Annotated in this window: 19 protein-coding genes, 1 tRNA gene and 1 pseudogene; 18 read left to right on the forward strand and 3 right to left on the reverse strand. The window is 66.5% G+C overall.

The window, feature by feature from the left end; all coding sequences use genetic code 11:
• Positions 1 to 453 precede the first annotated feature (453 nt).
• The 15 genes and pseudogenes from AB5I39_RS01905 to AB5I39_RS01975 all read left to right on the forward strand — a co-directional run bounded on the left by AB5I39_RS01905 (position 454) and on the right by AB5I39_RS01975 (position 13,004).
• Positions 454 to 529: transfer RNA gene (locus tag AB5I39_RS01905), tRNA-Thr, on the forward strand.
• A gap of 51 nt (positions 530 to 580) precedes the next feature.
• Positions 581 to 1,810, forward strand: a complete 1,230-nt coding sequence (locus tag AB5I39_RS01910) for a nucleotidyltransferase family protein (RefSeq protein WP_404370405.1) — start codon at positions 581 to 583, stop codon at positions 1,808 to 1,810.
• Positions 1,807 to 2,298 carry a lasso peptide biosynthesis B2 protein gene (locus tag AB5I39_RS01915; RefSeq protein WP_404370408.1) on the forward strand — a complete coding sequence of 164 codons (492 nt, stop codon included), beginning with the start codon at positions 1,807 to 1,809 and terminating at the stop codon, positions 2,296 to 2,298. Before AB5I39_RS01910 ends, AB5I39_RS01915 begins: the two co-directional genes overlap by 4 nt.
• A gap of 15 nt (positions 2,299 to 2,313) precedes the next feature.
• Positions 2,314 to 3,006 carry an endonuclease/exonuclease/phosphatase family protein gene (locus AB5I39_RS01920; RefSeq protein WP_404370411.1) on the forward strand — a complete coding sequence of 231 codons (693 nt, stop codon included), beginning with the start codon at positions 2,314 to 2,316 and terminating at the stop codon, positions 3,004 to 3,006.
• Positions 3,007 to 3,016: 10 nt separating this feature from the next.
• Complete coding sequence (locus AB5I39_RS01925; RefSeq protein ID WP_404370414.1) at positions 3,017 to 5,308, forward strand: patatin-like protein; 2,292 nt, start codon at positions 3,017 to 3,019, stop codon at positions 5,306 to 5,308.
• An 89-nt stretch (positions 5,309 to 5,397) separates the two neighbouring features.
• Entirely contained in the window at positions 5,398 to 5,748 is a 351-nt protein-coding gene (locus tag AB5I39_RS01930) for a hypothetical protein (RefSeq protein ID WP_404370417.1), read from the forward strand.
• Positions 5,745 to 6,419 (forward strand): orotidine-5'-phosphate decarboxylase, encoded by a 675-nt coding sequence (pyrF, locus tag AB5I39_RS01935; RefSeq protein WP_404370420.1) that lies wholly within the window; start codon positions 5,745 to 5,747, stop codon positions 6,417 to 6,419. Before AB5I39_RS01930 ends, pyrF begins: the two co-directional genes overlap by 4 nt.
• Positions 6,420 to 6,581: 162 nt before the next feature.
• Positions 6,582 to 7,219, forward strand: a pseudogene (locus AB5I39_RS01940) (phosphoribosylanthranilate isomerase).
• Positions 7,220 to 7,393: 174 nt separating this feature from the next.
• Positions 7,394 to 8,623 carry a tryptophan synthase subunit beta gene (gene trpB / locus AB5I39_RS01945; protein ID WP_404370423.1) on the forward strand — a complete coding sequence of 410 codons (1,230 nt, stop codon included), beginning with the start codon at positions 7,394 to 7,396 and terminating at the stop codon, positions 8,621 to 8,623.
• A gap of 91 nt (positions 8,624 to 8,714) precedes the next feature.
• A complete protein-coding gene (locus AB5I39_RS01950; RefSeq protein ID WP_404373957.1) occupies positions 8,715 to 9,062 on the forward strand; it encodes an endonuclease domain-containing protein in 348 nt (115 codons plus the stop codon).
• Entirely contained in the window at positions 9,062 to 9,856 is a 795-nt protein-coding gene (trpA, locus tag AB5I39_RS01955) for a tryptophan synthase subunit alpha (RefSeq protein WP_404373959.1), read from the forward strand. The genes AB5I39_RS01950 and trpA overlap by 1 nt, the downstream gene beginning before the upstream one ends.
• Positions 9,853 to 10,713, forward strand: a complete 861-nt coding sequence (gene accD / locus AB5I39_RS01960) for an acetyl-CoA carboxylase, carboxyltransferase subunit beta (RefSeq protein WP_404370426.1) — start codon at positions 9,853 to 9,855, stop codon at positions 10,711 to 10,713. The genes trpA and accD overlap by 4 nt, the downstream gene beginning before the upstream one ends.
• Before the next feature lie 57 nt (positions 10,714 to 10,770).
• Entirely contained in the window at positions 10,771 to 11,145 is a 375-nt protein-coding gene (locus tag AB5I39_RS01965; protein ID WP_404370429.1) for an endonuclease domain-containing protein, read from the forward strand.
• 1 nt (position 11,146) lies between these two features.
• Positions 11,147 to 12,481, forward strand: coding sequence for a bifunctional folylpolyglutamate synthase/dihydrofolate synthase (locus tag AB5I39_RS01970; RefSeq protein WP_404370432.1), 1,335 nt, complete (start codon positions 11,147 to 11,149; stop codon positions 12,479 to 12,481).
• 67 nt (positions 12,482 to 12,548) lie between these two features.
• Positions 12,549 to 13,004 (forward strand): DUF6628 family protein, encoded by a 456-nt coding sequence (locus AB5I39_RS01975; RefSeq protein ID WP_404370435.1) that lies wholly within the window; start codon positions 12,549 to 12,551, stop codon positions 13,002 to 13,004.
• On the opposite strand, the gene AB5I39_RS01980 is transcribed toward AB5I39_RS01975, so the two are convergent.
• On the reverse strand, positions 13,001 to 14,344 hold the full coding sequence (locus AB5I39_RS01980; RefSeq protein ID WP_404370438.1) for an AmpG family muropeptide MFS transporter: 1,344 nt from the start codon (positions 14,342 to 14,344) through the stop codon (positions 13,001 to 13,003). The genes AB5I39_RS01975 and AB5I39_RS01980 overlap by 4 nt on opposite strands.
• A gap of 65 nt (positions 14,345 to 14,409) precedes the next feature.
• Between AB5I39_RS01980 and AB5I39_RS01985 the strand changes: the two genes are divergently transcribed.
• Positions 14,410 to 15,549, forward strand: a complete 1,140-nt coding sequence (locus AB5I39_RS01985; protein WP_404370441.1) for an aromatic ring-hydroxylating dioxygenase subunit alpha — start codon at positions 14,410 to 14,412, stop codon at positions 15,547 to 15,549.
• A 32-nt stretch (positions 15,550 to 15,581) separates the two neighbouring features.
• Here the strand turns inward: AB5I39_RS01985 and AB5I39_RS01990 are convergent, their stop codons facing one another.
• Entirely contained in the window at positions 15,582 to 16,013 is a 432-nt protein-coding gene (locus AB5I39_RS01990) for a response regulator (RefSeq protein WP_404370444.1), read from the reverse strand.
• 146 nt (positions 16,014 to 16,159) lie between these two features.
• On the opposite strand from AB5I39_RS01990, the gene AB5I39_RS01995 reads away from it, so the two are divergent.
• Together AB5I39_RS01995 and rsmD are read left to right on the forward strand one after the other, a co-directional pair.
• Positions 16,160 to 17,428, forward strand: coding sequence for a pseudouridine synthase (locus tag AB5I39_RS01995; protein WP_404370447.1), 1,269 nt, complete (start codon positions 16,160 to 16,162; stop codon positions 17,426 to 17,428).
• The gene (rsmD, locus tag AB5I39_RS02000; RefSeq protein ID WP_404370450.1) at positions 17,428 to 17,985 is read left to right on the forward strand and encodes a 16S rRNA (guanine(966)-N(2))-methyltransferase RsmD; all 558 of its coding nucleotides are present in this window, start codon (positions 17,428 to 17,430) and stop codon (positions 17,983 to 17,985) included. The genes AB5I39_RS01995 and rsmD overlap by 1 nt, the downstream gene beginning before the upstream one ends.
• Before the next feature lie 113 nt (positions 17,986 to 18,098).
• Here the strand turns inward: rsmD and AB5I39_RS02005 are convergent, their stop codons facing one another.
• Entirely contained in the window at positions 18,099 to 19,751 is a 1,653-nt protein-coding gene (locus AB5I39_RS02005; RefSeq protein ID WP_404370453.1) for an inorganic phosphate transporter, read from the reverse strand.
• Between the last annotated feature and the right edge of the window lie 120 nt (positions 19,752 to 19,871).

Genomic DNA, 19,871 nt, shown 5'->3' on the forward strand with positions numbered 1-19,871 from the left:
GCGCTTTTACCGAGCGATGTGCGATGCGCAATCACCTTTGGCGCCCCCAAGAAATGCTGAGCTACGTGGGGCGAGCGGAGGTCGACCGTTCAGGAAGGGCCAATCGGTATCGTGGCGGTATTGCCGACGCTGGGGCGAAGTTCGCGGTAGGAAGTCGGCTTTGCAGTGTAATGCGCTTCCCCAACAATAACCTGGGGCGGATTCCACTGCCTTTTCCGACCTGTGATCTCTCCCTTGGACGTCGCCGACATTAAGCACTCCCAATATTACTCTCGGTCAGCGCCCCGCCGCCCGATTCACAAAAACAGCGCACGGTTTACCGAGCCTCAACCACCGCGCAAGCATCCGTTCGGACGAGCGGTCCACCGACGATGCTCAGCACTTGCCCGCTCTTCGATAATCGGTCGATTTTGGATTTGACTTGGTCGCCGATCGATTTAAGGGAGGAGACGGGCCGGTTTAGCTCAGTTGGTAGAGCGCCAGTTTTGTAAACTGGATGTCGCGGGTTCGATTCCTGCAACCGGCACCATTGCCCGGCGACGGGCTTCCCATAATCGCTCCAAATGCCTAACCGGGGACCGTGACCGCACCTGACGATCCCGAACTGCGCCTGGCGGCGGCGTGCTGCCGTTGGCCGCCATCGCCTGCCCGCGATGCCGCCGTGCGCGCCGCGGCGGCGGGGGTGGATTGGGATCGTTTCGGCCGCGTGGTCGTCCGCCAGCGGATCGCCGGGCTGGTCGAGCCGGGATTGAGATCGGCCGGCGTCGCCATACCGGAGCAGCTTGCCACGCCACTCGCCCGCTACGCCAGGCGGATCGTGCACAGCAATCTCGTCGCCGCAGGCGACACCGCACGGCTGACTGCGCGGATCGCCGCCGCCGGATATCCCGTGCTTGCGGTAAAAGGCGTCGTGCTCGGTGCGCTCGCCTATGGCTCGGTCGGCGTGAAGCACAGCAAGGACATCGATTTGCTGATCCGGCCCGAACATATCGGACCGGTGCTGGCGCTGCTTGAGGCCGACGGATACCGCATCACGCATCCAGCGGCTGGTCTGACGTCGGAACAACGCGCAGTCCTGCCGCGCTATGGCAAGGATGTCGCGCTGGTGCGCAGTGGGCCGCATCTGCAAATCGAGCTGCACTGGCGCCTGTTCACCAACCCGGCGCTGCTGCCCATGCTGGGCGCCGACGGTGCCGCGCAAACCGTTATGCTGGGAACGACCTTGACCGCACCGACGCTCGCACCGGCGGACCTGTACGCCTATCTCGTGCTGCACGGTGCCATCGACGGCTGGTCGCGCATGAAATCGCTCGCCGATCTGAATGCGCTCGTCGCGCAGTGCGACCCTGCGACGCTCGCGACCTGGCACGATCGGGCGGTCGCGCTGGGCGCCGGTCCCGCGTCGGAGCAGGCGCTGATCATGATGCGCGATCTGTTCGCCTTGCCGCTGCCGCCCGGTCTGGCGGAGACGGTTGGGTCGTCGCGCAGGGTGCGGATGCTTGTCGCCGGGGCGTATCGGTTGATGGCGGTGAAGGACGGGGCGACCGAAATCGATTCCTGGGCGTTCGGGCGGATGCTGTCGCTGGCGATGCAACCGCTGCTCGGGCGCGGTTTCGGCTACCAATGGCAGATCCTGCGGTCGGTATTGTATATGCAGAGTGATATGTACGCGAGCAAACTCCCTCCATCGCTCTATCCGCTCTACCCGATGGTGCGGGTGCCCGCCTGGCTCGGCAGCCGTATCAGCCGTGCGTTCCGGCAGGTGTTCGGCGGCGGCAAGGCCGATCCGGTCGCGAGGAAAGCGCGGTGAGTGCGCGGGCGCGCAAACCGTGGCGACGCGTACGGCATCGCCTGGCGCGGATCGGCCAGACCGGGCTACGCGACCACACCCTGTTGATCGAGGCTGCAATCGGCCTGGCGATCGCGCGGGCGGCGGTGCTGAGCGTACCTTTCCCCCGGATCGCGCGGCGGTTGGGCGGATTCATGACGCCGCACGTCGCTGCGGAAAAGGCACAGGCCGCGCTGCCAAATGCCGAGCAGAAGGAGATCGCGCGCAAGGTTGGCTGGGCTGTCACCGTCGCCGCGCGCAACGTGCCGTTCAAGGCGGTTTGCCTGCCGCAGGCGATGACCGCGCACCAGATGCTGCAAAAGCGCGGCATCTTCAGCGTCATCCATTTCGGCACTGCGCCCGGCGCCGACCTCTCGCTTGATGCGCACGCGTGGCTCGACGCTGGCGAGGTGCAGGTCACGGGATATCCGGTCGCGCCGGAGTTCACCGAAATCGCCTGCATTGCGTGACGCGGGCGCGCAGCGGTGATCAAGGTCGTCAGCTATAACATGCACAAGGGCGTCGGGCTGGACCGGCGTCGCGACCCGCGACGCATCCTCGACGTGCTTCAGGAAATCGGCGGCGACGTGATCGCGCTGCAGGAGGCGGATCTGCGCTTCGGCGCAAAGACCCGCGTCATACCCCACCACATGCTCGACGATCATTCCCCGTGGCAGGCGGTGCCGATCGCACATGACGGCGGCAATATGGGCTGGCACGGTAACGCGCTGCTCGTGCGCAAGGGGGCGGCGGTGGGTGCCAGCGCCGCGCTGCACTTGCCCGCACTGGAGCCGCGCGGTGCGATCCGGGCGGATATCGTGGTGCATTCGGCACCGATTCGCGTCGTCGGGATGCACCTCGATCTGTCCGGCCTGTGGCGGCGGCGGCAGGCGCGTGCAATCCTGGCGCATGTCGATTCGTGCGCCGCGCCTTTGCCCACCGTGCTGATGGGCGATCTCAACGAATGGACCCGGGCTGCGGGCTGCCTGCGCGATTTCGGGCGCGATTTCGTGAGTGCGCAGACCGGTCCGAGCTTTCACGCGCGTCGCCCGATCGGTCGGCTCGACCGGATCTTCACACGCGGCTTCCGCCTGCTCGATTGCGGCGTCCACGCCAGCCCCGCCGCCCGCCGCGCGTCCGATCATCTGCCGATCTGGGCGGTGCTGGAGCCGCAATGACGGCGCGCCCGTGACACGCGAGAAGGAACTCCGCCTTGCGCTGGTCTGCTATGGCGGGATCAGCCTCGCCGTTTACATGCACGGCATCACCAAGGAAATCTGGCGTCTCGCGCGCGCCAGCCGAGCGTTTCACGCCGGGACCACGCCAGCAGGCGGCAGCCAAGGAGTGTATCGTGCGCTGCTGCAGGAAATCGAAGCGGAAACCGGCCTCAAGCTGCGCGTGCTGGTCGATATCGTCGCAGGCGCCAGCGCAGGCGGCATCAATGGCGTGTTCCTGGCGCAAGCGATCAGTACCGGGCAGAGTCTCGAGCCGCTGACCGATCTGTGGCTCGATTCGGCCGATATCGAGGCTCTGGTCGACCCCAAGCAGGCACCAAGCCATCGTTTCTCCAAGGCCTGGGCGCTGCCGCTCGCCTGGATGGCGGCGCGGCGCGATACGATCGATGCGACGGTCGAACCCGGCGCACGCGAGGAAGTCCGCGCCAAACTGTCGCACTTCATCCGCTCGCGCTGGTTCGAACCACCGTTCGGCGGGGAACGCTTTACCGGCATGATCCTCGACGCGCTCGATGCGATGGCCGCCGCGCCGCGCGAGCCGCGCTTGTTGCCCAACGGCCAACCGCTCGACCTGTTCGTCACCGTCACCGATTTCCGCGGCCATCCCGAACGCCTGACGCTCAACTCCCCGCCCGAAGTGGTCGAAACCGAACACCGCGTCGTCGTGCCGTTCAGCGATCACGGCGTGACCGGCGAAACGCTCGCGCACCCCGCCGAGCTCGCGTTCGCCGCACGCGCTACATCGAGCTTCCCCGGGGCTTTCCCGCCCTTCATGGTCGGCGAGCTCGATCGTGTGCTGACCGAGCGCAAACAATCATGGAGCGAGCGCGCAGCGTTCCTGAAGCGCATCCTGCCGCGCCAGGCCGCCGCCAATGCCGCCGACTCGGCCGTGCTGATCGACGGATCGGTCCTCAACAACGCCCCCTTCCGCCCGGCGATCGATGCCCTGCGCGAACGCCCGGCGCGGCGTCAGGTCGACCGGCGCTTCGTCTATATCGATCCGCATCCCGGCGGTGCGATCCACTTCGATACCAGCGATACGAAGACCCCCGGCTTCTTCCAGACGATCATCGGCGCGATCTCCGAACTCCCCCGCCAGCAACCGATCCGCGACAATCTCGAGGATATTGCCGAACGCTCGCGTCAGATCGAACGGATGCGCACGATCATCGCTGGCATCCGTCCGGAGGTCGAAAAGCAGGTCGAGGACCTGTTCGGCTACACCCTCTTCCTCGATTCGCCGACGCGCGCACGGTTGACCGCGTGGCGACAGCGCGCACAGGCAGCCGCGGCAAAGAGCGCGGGCTATGGCTATGCCGCCTATGGGCATCTCAAGCTGGCTGGCGTGATCGAGACGATCGTCGATCTGCTGCATCATGCCGGGGGCGAGCCGGGGCCGCAGCGCTGGCGCAACATCCGCACGCACATCGCCGCCGCCGTCACCGAGCGTGGGTTCGATGACATGAAACCGAGCTTCGCCGGGGGCGCGAGCGCTACGACGATCGCCTTCCTGCGCACCTTCGATCTCGGCTTTCGCTTGCGCCGCCTGCGCCTGCTCGCGCGGCGAATCACCGATCTGGAAGGGGATCAGCCCGAGGCCGAACTCGCCCCGATCCGCGATGCGATCTATGCCAGCCTCGCCGACTATCTCGAATGCAAGCGCACCGATCGCTACACGCATTTGCGCAAGGACGTGCGGCTGTTGCGCGGCGATGCCGGGCCGTTGCTCGACAAACTCGCCGAAGCACTGGATCTCAAGGCGCTCGATGAGCGCACCGAAGAACGCCTGGCCGCCGCCTTCGCCGGGCTGACGCGCGACGTGAAGCGGCCGATCCTGCTGAGCTATCTCGGCTTTCCCTATTTCGACGTCGCCACCTTGCCGTTGCTGCAGGGTGACGGGCTGGACGAATATGACGCGATCAAGGTCGATCGGATCGCGCCAGACGATGCGACGAGCATCCGCAGCGGAGGCGCCGCCGCGACGCTGAAAGGGATTCAGTTCAACAGCTTTGGCGCGTTCTTCAGCCGCGCCTACCGCGAGAATGACTATCTTTGGGGCCGCCTGCACGGGGCGGAGCGGATGGTCGACATCGTGCTCTCCGCGCTGGAGCCGTCGATGCGGCTGAAACCCGGCCGCGCCGCCGAGATCAAGCGCGCCACGTTCCGCGCGATCCTCGACGAGGAGCAGGACAAATTGACGATGATCCCGGGGCTGTTCGAAACGCTACGGCGCGAGATTGGATGAAGACGCGACCGTGCTCGTGCGAATGCAGGAGAACCACCGCGCGAGCGAGCCCACTGGCAATCGTATCGGGATCGCACTAACCTCGCCTGATGCAATTCCTGAAAATCCTGTTCTGGTGCCTGCTCGCGTTTATCGCGGCGATCTTCACGATCGGCAATTGGTCCAGCGTGACGATCCATCTGTGGGGCGGGATGGACGCGCTGATAAACCTCCCGCTGCTGCTCTTCGTTACCTTCCTGGCAGGGTTGGTGCCGACGATCGCGTGGCATTCGACGCTGCGCTGGCGGTTGCGCAGCCGGCTCGCGACGGCCGAGCGGACGCTTGCCGATATGCGCGCCGCAATGACGCCCGCTCCCGCGCCCGCGCCCCCGGTACCAGCCGATCCGCCCGCGCCCGCTGCGGTGCCGCTGCTTACCACCGAACCCGGCACCCTGTTGTGAGCAACCGTCTGTTCGTCGCGCTCGACACGCCCGAGCTGGACAAAGCCCGCGCGCTTGCCACCAAGGTCCGCCACCATGTCGGCGGGATCAAGCTTGGCCTCGAATTCTTCATGGCGAACGGGCGCAGCGGCGTGCGCGACATGGCGGAGCTGGGCCTGCCGATCTTTCTCGACCTGAAGCTGCACGACATTCCCAACACGGTTGCCAAGGCGATCATGGCCTTGCGCGGGCTCGATCCCACCATCCTGACCGTTCACGCCGCCGGGGGCCGCGCGATGCTCGAGGATGCGAAAGCCGCCGCGCCGCTCGGCACAAAAGTGGTCGCGGTAACGACGCTGACCAGCCTCGATGGCAATGATCTGACGTCGATCGGCTGCGCACATTCGGCGCACGATCAGGTGTTGCGCCTGACCGAACTCGCCAAGGAAGCCGGCGTCGACGGCGTCGTCTGTTCGGGCGAGGAAGTCGCCGCCGCGCACAAGCTTTGGCCCAAGGGCTTTTTCGTCGTCCCCGGCGTGCGCCCGGCAGGCGGCACGGTGGGCGATCAGAAACGCGTTGTCACCCCCCGCGCCGCGCTCGACGCGGGCGCGTCGATCCTGGTGATCGGTCGTCCGATCACGCAGGCGGCCGATCCGGACGTTGCGGCGCGCGAAATCGAAGCGACGCTCTGACCGGCTCCACCCCGGCGGAGGCCGGGGCCCAGTCGCAATGGCTGAGGTCATCGAAGGCCTCGCTCACACTCTTTCGTTCCGCAACTGGGCCCCGGCCTCCGCCGGGGTGGAGCGACAAGAGCGGCACCTTGCGTTCGCGCGCCCAACGCGCAAGGAAGCTCCATGCCCGTAACCGCCAAAATCTGTGGCCTGTCCACACCTGAAACGCTCGACGCCGCGATCGGTGGCGGGGCGAGCCATGTCGGTCTGGTGTTCTTCCCGCCCTCCCCGCGCAACCTGTCGGCAGACCGCGCCGCGCAGCTTGCCGCGCGCGTGCCGGGGCATGTCCAGCGCGTCGGCGTGTTCGTGAACCCGGACGATGCGACGATCGAGCAAGCCGTCGCCGCCGGGCATCTCGACATCCTGCAACTGCACGACACTGCGCCGGAACGCGCCGCGGCGATCAAGGCGCGCACCGGCCTTGCCGTCTGGGTCGCCGTTGCGGTGCGGACGCGCGGCGATCTAGATGCGGCGCTGACCTATGCCGGGGTCGCAGACAAGGTGCTGTACGACGCGAAAACCCCGCCCGGCGCAGCGCTTCCCGGCGGGATGGGCGTGCGCTTCGACTGGCGTTTGCTCGAGGGGTTCCGCCATCCGCTGCCCTGGGCGCTGTCGGGGGGCTCGATCCGCTGAATGTCGCCGAGGCAGTCCGGATCACGGGTGCGACGCTGGTCGATGTGTCGTCCGGCGTGGAAAGTGCAGCGGGGATTAAGGACGTAACGAAGATTCGCGCGTTCCTGACGGCGGTGCAGGACGTCTGATCGCCTCCTTCTTCCCCCTCCCGCTTTCGCGGGAGGGCTTGGGGAGGGTCTTCTTCTTTTCGACCGCCGCAAGAAGAAGACCCTCGCCCACCCCCCTCCCATGAAAAATGGGAGGGGGAGTCCGCGTGCGACCACCGCTCGACACGCCGCAAGCGCCCGCTTAAAGCCTCCAGCATGAACGCCCCCAACTCCTTCCGCACCCAGCCCGACGATCGCGGGCATTTCGGCGATTTCGGCGGCCGCTATGTCGCCGAGACGCTGATGCCGCTCGTGCTCGAGCTCGACGCCGCGTATCGCGATGCAAAGGCCGACCCCGCCTTCGCCGCACAGTTCGACGATCTGCTCGAACATTATGTCGGCCGCCCCAGCCCACTCTATTACGCCGAACGCCTGACCGAGGCGCTGCGCGAATCCGCCCCCGACGGAAAAGGCGCGCAAATCTGGTTCAAACGCGACGAGCTCAACCACACCGGCGCGCACAAGATCAACAATTGCATCGGGCAGATCCTGCTCGCGATGCGCATGGGCAAGACGCGCATCATCGCCGAGACCGGCGCGGGCCAGCACGGCGTCGCCACCGCGACCGTCTGCGCGCGCTTCGGGCTCCCGTGCGTCATCTATATGGGCGCGAAGGATATCGAGCGGCAGGCGCCCAACGTGTTCCGCATGAAGCTGCTCGGTGCCGAAGTCCGCCCCGTCACCAGCGGATCGCATTCGCTGAAGGATGCGATGAACGAAGGGATGCGCGACTGGGTCGCCAATGTGCATGACACCTTCTACATCATCGGCACCGCCGCCGGGCCGCACCCATACCCTGAAATGGTCCGCGACTTCCAAAGCGTTATCGGCAAGGAAGCGCGCGCGCAGATGCTCGCCCGCATCGACCGCCTGCCCGATCTGCTGGTCGCCGCGATCGGTGGCGGATCGAACGCGATCGGTCTGTTCCACCCCTTCCTAGACGATGGCGACGTGATGATGCTCGGCGTCGAAGCCGCCGGGCGCGGGCTCGACAAGGAACATGCCGCCAGCCTCGCGGGTGGGTCGCCCGGCATCCTCCACGGCAACAAGACGTACCTGTTGCAGGACGAAGACGGCCAGATCACCGAAGCGCATTCGATCTCTGCGGGCCTCGATTATCCCGGCATCGGGCCGGAGCACTCGTGGCTGCATTCGATCGGCCGGGTGGAATATACCAGCGTGACCGACACCGAAGCGCTCGACGCGTTCCAGTTGCTGTGCCGGACGGAGGGCATCATCCCCGCGCTGGAACCCGCCCACGCCATTGCGGCGGTGGCAACGCGCGCGCGCGAAATGGACCGCGACCAGATCATCCTCGCCAATCTGTGCGGGCGCGGCGACAAGGATATCTTCACTGTCGCGGAAGCGCTGGGGGTGAAGATATGACGGCCCAAAAAGCCCTCTCCCCTTCAGGGGAGAGGGTTGGGAGAGGGGAAGTCAGGTGCGTGACGCACGGCTGACCGCACATGCCAAAGCGATGCGCAAGGAGCCATCCGAACCGGAGCAGAGGCTTTGGCTCGCCCTTCGCGCGAAACGCTTTGAAAACGTCAAATTTCGCCGCCAGAAAGTCATCGGTCCCTACATCGCCGACTTTGCAACCCGCACTCCGATGCTGGTGATAGAACTGGACGGCGACACTCACGCTGGACAAGAAGGCTATGATCAAGCCCGAACGCACTTCCTCCAAGAACAAGGCTACCGCGTGATCCGTTTCTCGAACGCCGATGTGATGGCTAATTTTGAGGGTGTGTTGCTGACGATTGCGAGCGCCATCGCCACTCCCCCTCTCCCAACCCTCTCCCCTGAAGGGGAGAGGGCTTTATGATGACCCGCCTAGCCACCGCCTTCGCCAAACCCCACCCCGCGCTCGTCACCTTCGTCACCGCAGGCGACGGCCCGACCGCCGCCATTCTCGACGCGTTGGTCGAGGGCGGCGCGGACGTGATCGAGCTTGGGATGCCCTTCACCGATCCGATGGCCGACGGCCCCGCGATTCAGGCCGCCAACATCCGCAGCCTCCTCGCTGGCACCAGGACCGCCGACATCCTCGCGCTCGCCAAGGCCTTCCGCCACCGCCATCCGGACGTGCCGCTGGTGCTGATGGGCTATGCCAATCCGATGACGATCCGCGGCCCCGAATGGTTCGCCGCCGCCGCGCAGGATGCCGGTGTCGATGGCGTCATCTGCGTCGACATCCCGCCCGAGGAGGACCAGGAACTCGGCCCGGCGCTGCGCGCCGCCGGGATCGACCCGATCCGCCTCGCCACCCCGACCACGGACGCCGCGCGCCTGCCGCAAGTGCTCAATGGCGCGAGCGGGTTCCTCTATTATGTGTCGGTCGCGGGCATCACCGGCCTGCAACAGGCGCAGCAGACGTCGATCGACGAAGCAGTCGCCCGCCTCAAGGCCCATACCAGCCTCCCCGTCGCGGTCGGTTTCGGCGTGCGCACGCCCGAACAGGCCGCCGCCATCGCGCGCGTCGCCGATGGTGTCGTCGTCGGATCGGCGATCGTCGAGCTGGTCGCGACGCACGGCACCGCTGCACCGGCGTACGTCCGCGCTTATATCCAGTCCCTGTCGCAGGCGATCCACGCCGCGCGCGAAGGAGTTCCCGCATGACCTGGCTCACCAGCGTCCGCAACGCACTCGCTTATGTCGTCCCCGCCAAGAAGGAGACGCCCGACAACCTGTGGCACAAGTGCAAGGGCTGCGGGCAGATGGTGTTCGTGAAGGAGCTGGAGGACAATCTCCACGTCTGCCCGCATTGCGACCATCACGAGCGGATCGGTCCGCTCGAGCGCTTCGAACAGATTTTCGATTCCGCGTCGTACAGCATCGTACCCTTGGCGAAGGTCCCGGACGATCCGCTTAAGTTCCGCGATACCAAGCGGTATGTCGATCGCATCAAGGCCGCGCGCGCCGCCACCAACGAAGGCGATGCGCTGATCACCGCGATCGGCAAGATCGAGGGGCGCAAGGCCGTCATCGGCGTGCAGGACTTCGCGTTCATGGGCGGATCGATGGGCCTGGCGGTCGGCGAGGCGTTCGTGCGCGGCGTCGAGACCTCGATCCGCGAGAATTGCCCGTACATCATCTTTACCGCAGCCGGTGGCGCACGGATGCAGGAGGGTATCCTCAGCCTAATGCAGATGCCACGCTCGACCGTGGCGATCGCGATGCTGCACGATGCGGGCCTGCCCTACATCGTCGTGCTGACCGACCCGACCACCGGCGGCGTGACCGCGAGCTATGCGATGCTCGGCGACGTGCAGATCGCCGAGCCCGGGGCGCTGATCGGTTTTGCCGGGCAACGCGTGATCGAACAGACGATCCGCGAAAAGCTGCCCGAGGGGTTCCAGCGCGCCGAATATCTGCTCGAACACGGCATGATCGACATGGTGAAGCACCGCAAAGACCTCCGCGCGACGCTGGCGAGCCTGATCGACTATCTGTGCGGCGCGAAGGCTGCGGCGTGATCTAAGAGCGCGCGCCAAAAGCTCCCCTCCCGCTTGCTGGAGGGGTTGGGGGAGGGAATGGAGCAACAGAACCGAGCCCAGGAATTGCGCCGTAATCCGACCGAGGCAGAAGTTCGCCTGTGGCGTGCAATCAGCGCCCGCAAGGTCGCTGGAGTGAGGTTCAATCGACAGGTGCCGATCGGTCCGTTCATTTGCGATTTCGTGTCGCGCTCGGCCCGGTCGATCATTGAGGTCGATGGCGGACAACATGCTGTTGATGCCGAGCAGGATGCCGCTCGAGCACGCTTTCTCGAATTCGAAGGATATCGCGTGGTTCGTCTCTGGAATAACGAGGTGCTGCAGAATCTGAATGGCGTCATTGCGGAAATCGAGCGCGTCCTTGCGGCTCTGCCCTCCCCCAACCCCTCCCGCAAGCGGGAGGGGAGTTTTTAAGATGCCAGACCACGCCACCTCCGCCCACCCCGCAGTCCAAGCCCAGCTAGACCGCCTCTGGTCGCTCTCCCCCGGTGCCGACATCCTTGGCCTCGAGCGAATCGCCGCGTTGCTCGACCGGCTTGGCAACCCGCACCACCGCCTCCCGCCCGTGCTCCATGTCGCTGGCACCAATGGCAAGGGCTCGACCTGCGCCTTCCTGCGCAGCGCGATCGAGGCGGCGGGGCTCAGCGCCGATGTCTATACCAGCCCGCATCTGGTGCGCTTCAATGAGCGCATCCGCATCGCCGGGCACCTGATCGAGGACGACGCGCTCGCCGCCTTGCTCGCGGAAGTGCTCGATCAGGCGGAAGGCATCAACGCGAGCTTCTTCGAAGTCACCACCGCCGCCGCCTTCCTTGCCTTCAGCCGTACCCCCGCCGACGCCTGCATCATCGAAGTCGGCCTCGGCGGTCGGCTCGACGCGACCAACGTCATCCCCGCGCCGATCGTCACCGGCATCGCGCAACTCGGGCTCGATCATCAAAGCTTCCTCGGCGATACCGAGGAGGCGATCGCAGGCGAGAAAGCCGGGATCGCCAAACCCGGCGTGCCGCTGGTGACGATGCGCTACGGCGCTAGCGTCGCCGCTCGTGTGGCGGAGGTTGCGACCGCAGGCGGCGCGCAGGTCGGCGCGCTCGGCACCGCCTGGCACCTGAGCGTCGGCGAAACGCTCAGCTACACCGACGCGAACGGCACGATCGAAACGCCGCTTCCCACGATGGCCGGGCCGCATCAGCCCGAAAATCTCGGCCTCGCCATTGCGCTGCTGCGTCACCAAAGCGTGCTCGACATCCCGCCCGAAGCCTATCGCACCGCTGCCCTTGCGACGCGCTGGCCCGCACGGATGCAGCGGCTCCACCCCGGCCCGCTCACGGCGCTGCTCCCGCCCGGCAGCCAGCTCTGGCTCGACGGCGGGCATAACCCCGCCGCCGCCACCGCGATCGCCACCGCTCTGGAGGCGATCGCGCACCCCGGCATCGGGCGTAGCGAAGTGCACCTCGTGCTCGGCATGCTGTCGAACAAGGACCCAGCGGGCCTGCTCGCCCCGTTCGCGAAGCTTGCCACGACGCTCCACGCCGTACCCGTGCCCGATCACGAGCACCACGCGCCCGCCGCGCTAGCGCAGATCGCGCACGATCTCGGCATCGCCGCCCATACCGCGCCCGACGTCGCGACGGCCCTTCGCGACATCACCGAAATCGCCGATCAGGCCGAGCCGCCGATCGTCCTGATCCTCGGCTCGCTCTATCTTGCGGGCGAAGTGCTAGCGCAAAACGACGAGTTGCCTGGCTGACACTTTATTGCGATTGACTTGCAATAGCATATGCGGAAGGATGTTCCCAAGCAACGGAGCATCCTTCATGACGACCACGCCCGCCCCCTCGCCCGCCCAGCATCCGAGCGCGCTTGCCACCAGCCTGCAAGGGCCGCTCCCCGCCGACGCCAATGCCCGGCTCGCGCTGTTCGCGTTCCGGCGGATGGGCGCGCACGGCTTGGACGACGCCAATGCCTCGGCGATGTTGATGCAGGCATTCGGCGGCGGGTTCCGCCGTCCGCTGATCCTGATGCGCGCGATGATGGCCGATCTGGCGCACGCGGCGACCTGCCCGATCACGATCGCGCCGTGCTGCTGCGCGCGTATGACGGGGTCGGAAACGACGGTCCTGACGATCCTGTCCCGCGCCGAAACCGCACCGGATAGCGCGCGGCTCCTGCTCGGCGACCTGATCGGCGTCCGCCGCCCGGACGGCGTCCTCGCCAGCATGACGCTGCTCGCGCAAGCCTTTGCTGACGCGGGGCGACCGATCCGCGTCTAACGGTGTTCCGTCGCCTCATCCCCGTCCGCGGCGTCGTCGCGCGTTCCGGCATCGCCGATCGAGCGATCGACCAGACCCGACCGGATCATCCACCAGAACAGCAGCACGCCCGGCATCGCGACGATGGTGGTCAGCCAATAGAAGTTCACATAGCCAAAGCGCTCGACCAGCGCCCCCGCCGTCGTCGCGGTGAGCAAGCGCCCCACCACGCTCGCCGCCGCCGAGATCAGCGCATATTGCGCGGCAGTGTAGCGCAAATTGGTCAGGGCCGAGAAATAGGCGATCACCGTCACGCCCCCGATCCCGCTCGCGAAATTCTCAAAGCCAATCGCCCCGGCCAGCCCGGCCACGCTGTGCCCAGCGCCCGCCAGCAAGGCGAAGCTAGCGTTAGACACCGCCATCAGGATGAGCGACAGCAGCACCGATCGCTTCATGCCCATCCGCGCGTACAGCGCCCCGCCGACGAAAATCCCGATCAGATACGCCCAGAAGCCGATCCCGACATCGTACAGCGCGATTTCGTCATTGGTGAAGCTCAGATCGTTGAGCAGCAAGCGCAGCACGATCTGCCCGAGCGTATCGCCGATCTTGTGGATCAGGATGAAGACAAGGACGATCAGCGCGCCCTGCCGCCGGAAGAATTCGAGGAACGGCCCGACGATCGATCCAACCACCTCGCTCACGCCGCGCTTCGCAGCCGGGTCGCGGTGGCGTTCGGGCTCGCCCATCACCAGCCCGGTGATCATCGCGGGCAAAGCGAACAGCGCGCAGGCGAGATACGCCCCCGCCCACCCGATCCGCGCCGCCAGCACCAGCGCCAGCGCGCCCGCCGCGACCGATCCGATCCGCCAGCCATATTGCGTCATGCCCGATCCGACGCCGAGTTGATACGGCTTGAGTGTCTCGATCCGGTAAGCGTCGATCACGATGTCGAAGGTGGCGCCGGCAAAACCGACCAGCACGGCGGCGACCACGGTCGCCCCGATGCTCGCCTTCGGGTCGACCAACGCCAGATTGGCGACCGCCGCCATCACCAGGATTCCGGCAAAGATCAGCCACGACACCCGCTGCCCAAGCGCGCCAATCAGCGGCAGCCGCACGCCATCCACCGCCCACGCCCAGAACGGCTTCAAATTATAGACCAGGAACCCCAGCGTGAACGCGGTGATCGTCTTCTTGTCGATCCCGTCCTGCGCCAGCCGACTGGTGAGCGTCGCGCCGATCATCGCATAGGGAAAGCCGGACGACACACCCAGGAAAAACGCCGCAATCGGCGCTTTCTCGAAATAGGGCCGGATGCCGTCCCACCACGTCGGCTCCCGCCCGATCACGCCATCCATTCGCCACTTGCCCCTTGCACCGTTCGGGCAGAGACTAACGGTCTATAATCGGGAGAGGAAGCGCGATGAATGCCCCGGTACAGATTGGCTTGCCCACGCCGGGGCAACTGGCACTCGCCGCCCAGCTCGCGCGGGGCACCGATGCGCCAAGCGGGGCAATCACCCATATCGATGCCGCCGCCTATACCGACCCCGCCCGCCACGCCGCCGAGCAAGCGCGCATCTTCACCCGCGTGCCGCTCGTCATCGCGCCCTCCGCGCTGCTGCCGCAGAACAACATGGCGGTGCCGCATGACGGCTTCGGCAAGCCACTGCTGATCGCACGCGACAAAACCGGCCACGCGCAGGTATTCCTCAACGTGTGCCAGCATCGCGGGACGCGGCTGGTCGAAGGCAGCGATCCGGTCTGCGCCGCGCGTCTGGTGTGTCCGTATCACGCCTGGAGCTATGCGCTCGACGGGACGCTCGTCGGCCTGCCGCGCCCCGATTCCTTTCCGGGCCTCGACAAGGCCAGCCTGGGGCTGAAGAAGCTGCCGACGCGCGAACTTGGCGGGCTGATCTGGTTCGCGTTCGACGAAGACGCCGATTTCAGCGAGGCCGAGGCGCTGGCTGCCGATTTCGCCGCGTTCGACCTGCCCGGCCATTATCTCTTCCGCCGCCGCACGCACGATGTTGCGGCGAATTGGAAGCTGATCATGGATGCTTTTCTCGAAAGCTATCACGTCCAGCGGCTGCACAGCGCGACGATCGGCCCGTTTTTCAAGGACGGCATTTCCGCCGCCGACCGGATCGGGGTGCATCAGCGCTCCGCGGTCGGGCGCGAGGCGGCGCTGGCGGCGTGCGCGGCGGATGACTGGCCGACGCTGCGCTCCGCGATCACCTACACCTATCAGCTCTTTCCCGGCACCGTGCTGATCGTCAGTCCCGATTACATGAATCTGATGGTCCTGATGCCGCAATCCGAGGGCCGCGTGCTGGTCGAGGATTTCATGCTGATCCCGCAGGCACCGCAAAACGAAAAGGCGCTGGCGCATTGGGAAAAGAGCTGGGCGCTGCTCGATGGCGGCGTGTTCGCGTCAGAGGATTTTCGCGCCGCCGCATTGGGCCAGGAAGGGCTGGCGTCGGGCGCGATCGATCGGGTGACGCTCGGCACGCTGGAGGCGGGGATTCGTCATTTCCACGATGCGGTGGAGGCAATGCTGTAAATTCTCGCCTCCGCGGGGGCGGGGCTCGCCCGTTAAGCCACATCCACGAACAAATTGAAGCCGTTCGGCAAACGCTTCGGCACCTTGCCGCCCAGCACCGCCTCGATCGCCGAGATCGCCGTCAGCAGATCGCGCTGCGCATAGGGTTTAGACAGGCACCCGGCGGCGACCTCACGCCCGCCCTCGGGGCAGGCTCCGGTCACGAACAACACCGGCACGCCCGCACCGTGCGCCGCGCGCGCCACATCGATCCCGCTGCCATCGGCCAGACTGATATCGACCAGCACCAGATCGATCTCGTCGCTTGCCCCGATCACCGCCAGCGCGTCCGCCACGCGATCTACCGTTGCGATCACCTCATATCCCGCATCGCGCAGGAAATGCTCGGTGTCGAAGGCCACCAAGGGCTCGTCCTCCACCAGCAACAACCGCGTAATCAGCCGCTTCTTTTTACCGAACAACATTGGTCCGGAGTCCCGCCCTAAACGTCTTGCCAAAATGGCAGTGCGTATCGCCCTCGTTACGCACCCGTCCCTTAACGCGCGGCTACGAGATCGGACGCAAATTATTTTGTACGCACGAACGCACACAAATTCGCTATCACGCGCACGTGTCCAAAGCTTTTACCCCCAAACCCGCACCGAATGCCGCCCCCAAGGCACCTGCCCGTCCCAAGGATGAGCAGCGCATCGCCAAATTGCTCGCCCGCGCCGGCGTGGCCTCGCGCCGCGAGATCGAACGCATGATCGCCGAAGGACGGATCGCGCTCGACGGCGTGGTGATCGATACGCCCGCTACGATCCTGAAGTCGCTGAACGGCGTCACCGTCGATGGCGCGCCCGTCGCCGCGCCCGAGGCGGCCCGCCTGTTCCTCTACCACAAGCCCCCCGGCCTGCTCGTTACCGAGCGTGATCCCGCCGGGCGCCCGACGATCTATGACCGGCTGCCGCAGGACTTGCCACGGCTCGTGCCGGTCGGTCGGCTCGATCTCAATACTGAGGGGCTGCTCCTCCTCACCACGGATGGCGAATTGAAGCGCCAGCTCGAACTCCCCGCGACCGGCGTCGAGCGCGCCTACCGTGCCCGCGCGTACGGCCCGATCACGCAGGAGCAGCTCGAAGACCTCATCCACGGCGTCGAGATCGAAGACGTGCGCTACGGCTCGATCGACGCCAATCTCGAGCGCCGCACCGGCGCGAACGTCTGGATCGAGATGATCCTGACCGAAGGCAAGAATCGCGAAGTCCGCCGTGTGCTCGAATATCTCGGCCTCAAAGTCTCGCGGCTGATCCGCACGCGTTACGGTCCGTTCGTGCTCGGCGACTTGCCGGTCGGCGAGATCGGCGAGATCAAGCAGCATGACGTCGTCGCCTTCCGCAAGGACCCGACACGCAAGGGCGGCGGGGAAGCCCCCAAGCTGGTCGAGAAAGCACGCCCCGCAGCACGCGGTTTCCGCGAAATCCCCTCGGCACCGAAGGCCCCGCAGCCCAAGCCCGCGCCCGTGCGTCGCATCACCAAGGCTACGGCCAACCGCGCCGACAAGGCCGCCTTCGCCGAACCGCGCGTACCCCAGCCGGGCCGCGATCCAGTCGTGCTGACCAAGGCGACCAAGGTGAAGCGCTTCTACGACGCCAAGCCCAAGGCTGGGGCGGAAGCACCCGCGCCGCGCGCGATCGCGCCGGGTCAGCGCCCGAAGGTGTTCAACCCAGAGCTCGGCCGCAACGTCCGCGCCAAGCCCGCCCGCCCGGAGCGGACCGAACGCCCCGAAAAGGCCGAACGCGCGCCCGCCAAATCGACCCCGCGCACCGCCGGAAAGGCCCGCGCGCACCCGTCGAAGCCGCGCACCGCCAAGATCCACAAGAGCCGGACTCGTAAATAATGCGCATCATCGCCGGAAAATGGCGCGGCCGCCCGCTGGTGGCACCGAAGGGCGATGCGACCCGCCCCACCGCTGACCGCGTGCGCGAGGCCCTGTTCTCGATGCTCGCCAGCCGGATCGGCAGTTTCGAGGACCTCGCCGTCGCCGACCTGTTCGCAGGCTCCGGCGCGCTCGGGCTGGAGGCGCTCTCGCGTGGCGCGAAATCCTGCATTTTCGTCGAGCAGGACAAGGCCGCGCTGGAGGCGCTGCGCGCCAATCTCGACAAATTAGGCGGCGCGCGCGAGATCGGCGCGGACGTGCGGGCGCAGAGCGTGCTGGCGCTCGGCCAGGCGGCGCAACCGCTCGACCTGATCGTGATGGACCCGCCCTATGACACCGGCGCGGGTGCCGTCGCGCTCGACAAGCTGGCGCGGCTCGGCTGGGTCGGCGCCGCGACCTGGATCAGCATCGAAACCGCCAAGCAGGAAACGGTTGAGGTCGCCGGGTTCGTGGAGGACGTCAGCCGCGTCCACGGCAAGGCGCGGATCACGCTGCTGCGCCGCGGGGATAAGCTTTAGCCCCTCTCCTTTAGGGGAGGGGTTGGGGTGGGGCATCTCCACACATGCAATGCCTCGCTTGAGGCACGCCCCCACCCCCAACCCCTCCCCTAAAGGAGAGGGGCTTGAAGATGTCAGCCCGCCCCGACCGTGCGGCTCAACGTCAGGAACAGCCAGTAGAGCCCACCGGCAAGCGCCATCGCGGCGGGCAGCGTCAGCACCCATGCCAGCGCCATGGAACCAATCGTGCGCGGCTGCAGCCCCGCCCCGCTCGCAACCGAGGCACCCGCCACGCCCGACGACAGGATGTGCGTCGTCGACACCGGCAGGCCGCCGAACTCCGCCCCCAGGATCGTGGCCGCAGCGACCAGCTCGGCCGAGGCGCCCATGCCATAGGTCATGTGCGTCTTGCCGATCTTCTCACCAACCGTGACGACGATCCGCCGCCACCCGACCATCGTGCCGAGCCCAAGCGCCAGCGCGACGGTGATCTTCACCCACAGCGGGATGTAGCGCGTGCCCTTTTCGAGGTTGCTCTGATACGCCTTGATCGACGCGAGTTCGCCCTCGCTGAAGGTCCTGGCGGCCTTTTCCTTGTCCTTGGTCGCCAGCCGCGCGCTGTCGAGCAGCAGATACATGTCGTTGCGCAAATTGGGCGTCGCGGCCGCAGGCACCTTGTCGAGCGACCCGTAAGCACCGATCCGCTGAGCAACATCGCGCGACAGCGCATTGACCGCGCCATAGACTTGCGGCGTATCGGCATGGCGCGTCTGCAAGGCGGCCGTCAGCACCGCCCGCGATGCGGCGAGATCGACCGGCTCGGGCGCGGCGTGCGCGGCGAAGGCGGCACCCGCTGCATTCACGCTCGATACGAACGCCGGGGTCGCGCTTTCGGGCATCGTGCGGTTCAGCGCATAGGCAGTCGGCGCGCAGCCGATCAGGATCAGCATGATCAGCCCCATGCCCTTCTGCCCGTCATTGCCACCATGCGCGAAGCTGACGGCGGTGCAGGTGAAGACGAGCAGCGCGCGAATGCCGCGCGGCGGCGGGGCATCGGCGGCGGGCGGCGCGTACAGCACCGGATTGCGCAGCATCGCCTTCATCACGCGCAGCAGCAGGAACGACGCACCGAAACCGATCAGCGGCGCCATCCACAGCCCGGTCAGGATCTTGGTCGCCTGGCTCCAATCGACGCCCGAGGTGCCACCGGCACCGCTCGACAGCAATTGATTGGCGAAACCGACGCCGAGGATCGAGCCGATCAGCGCATGGCTCGACGAATTGGGCAGCCCCACGAACCACGTGCCGAGGTTCCAGATCACCGCCGCCAGCAGCAGCGCGAAGATCATCGCGAAACCGGCATTGCTGCCGACGTGCAGGATCAGATCGACCGGCAGCAGCGTGATGATCGAATAGGCGACCGCCCCGCTCGACAGCATCACGCCGAGGAAATTGAAGAAGCCCGACCACACCACCGCGAGCGGGGCCGACATGGAATTGGTGTAGATGACCGTCGCAACCGCATTGGCGGTGTCGTGAAAGCCGTTCACGAATTCGAAGCCAAGCGCGATCATCAGCGCCAGCCCGAGGAACGCCAAAGTCCCGAGCGCCAGCCCCTCACCTACCTGCGCCGTGTCCGTAACGATGCTGTACCCGGCAAAGCCAAGTCCCGCCGCAAGAATGGTCAGGAAGATCCAGCGGCTCGCCGGGTGGATTCGTTGGTCGAGCCGGGGCCCGCCAGACGGGCGCTCAACCGCTTCCGGGAGCGCAGAAAAAGTCGTTGCCATGGCGTAAGCGCACATGCCCCGTTTATGTTGCACTTTGATGACCGGCGCGTCGCGTCACGGCCACGGACCGCCCATTAGCCGCTCGCAGTTGCGCCGACAATCGAAGCGAGATGTGCGTGC

It is taken from the genome of Sphingomonas sp. MMS24-J45 (assembly GCF_044881195.1).
In the GTDB taxonomy this organism is placed as follows: Bacteria; Pseudomonadota; Alphaproteobacteria; order Sphingomonadales; family Sphingomonadaceae; genus Sphingomonas.

What these genes read in the sequence shown, in the direction of transcription:
- AB5I39_RS01980 (WP_404370438.1), bottom strand. Translation starts at nt 14,344, where the DNA reads ATGGATGGCGTGATCGGGCGGGAGCCGACGTGGTGGGACGGCATCCGG.
- AB5I39_RS01970 (WP_404370432.1), top strand. Translation starts at nt 11,147, where the DNA reads ATGCCAGACCACGCCACCTCCGCCCACCCCGCAGTCCAAGCCCAGCTA.
- trpB (WP_404370423.1), top strand. Translation starts at nt 7,394, where the DNA reads ATGAACGCCCCCAACTCCTTCCGCACCCAGCCCGACGATCGCGGGCAT.
- accD (WP_404370426.1), top strand. Translation starts at nt 9,853, where the DNA reads ATGACCTGGCTCACCAGCGTCCGCAACGCACTCGCTTATGTCGTCCCC.
- AB5I39_RS01990 (WP_404370444.1), bottom strand. Translation starts at nt 16,013, where the DNA reads ATGTTGTTCGGTAAAAAGAAGCGGCTGATTACGCGGTTGTTGCTGGTG.
- AB5I39_RS01950 (WP_404373957.1), top strand. Translation starts at nt 8,715, where the DNA reads ATGCGCAAGGAGCCATCCGAACCGGAGCAGAGGCTTTGGCTCGCCCTT.
- trpA (WP_404373959.1), top strand. Translation starts at nt 9,062, where the DNA reads ATGACCCGCCTAGCCACCGCCTTCGCCAAACCCCACCCCGCGCTCGTC.
- rsmD (WP_404370450.1), top strand. Translation starts at nt 17,428, where the DNA reads ATGCGCATCATCGCCGGAAAATGGCGCGGCCGCCCGCTGGTGGCACCG.
- AB5I39_RS01930 (WP_404370417.1), top strand. Translation starts at nt 5,398, where the DNA reads ATGCAATTCCTGAAAATCCTGTTCTGGTGCCTGCTCGCGTTTATCGCG.
- AB5I39_RS01985 (WP_404370441.1), top strand. Translation starts at nt 14,410, where the DNA reads ATGAATGCCCCGGTACAGATTGGCTTGCCCACGCCGGGGCAACTGGCA.
- AB5I39_RS01965 (WP_404370429.1), top strand. Translation starts at nt 10,771, where the DNA reads ATGGAGCAACAGAACCGAGCCCAGGAATTGCGCCGTAATCCGACCGAG.
- AB5I39_RS01975 (WP_404370435.1), top strand. Translation starts at nt 12,549, where the DNA reads ATGACGACCACGCCCGCCCCCTCGCCCGCCCAGCATCCGAGCGCGCTT.
- AB5I39_RS02005 (WP_404370453.1), bottom strand. Translation starts at nt 19,751, where the DNA reads ATGGCAACGACTTTTTCTGCGCTCCCGGAAGCGGTTGAGCGCCCGTCT.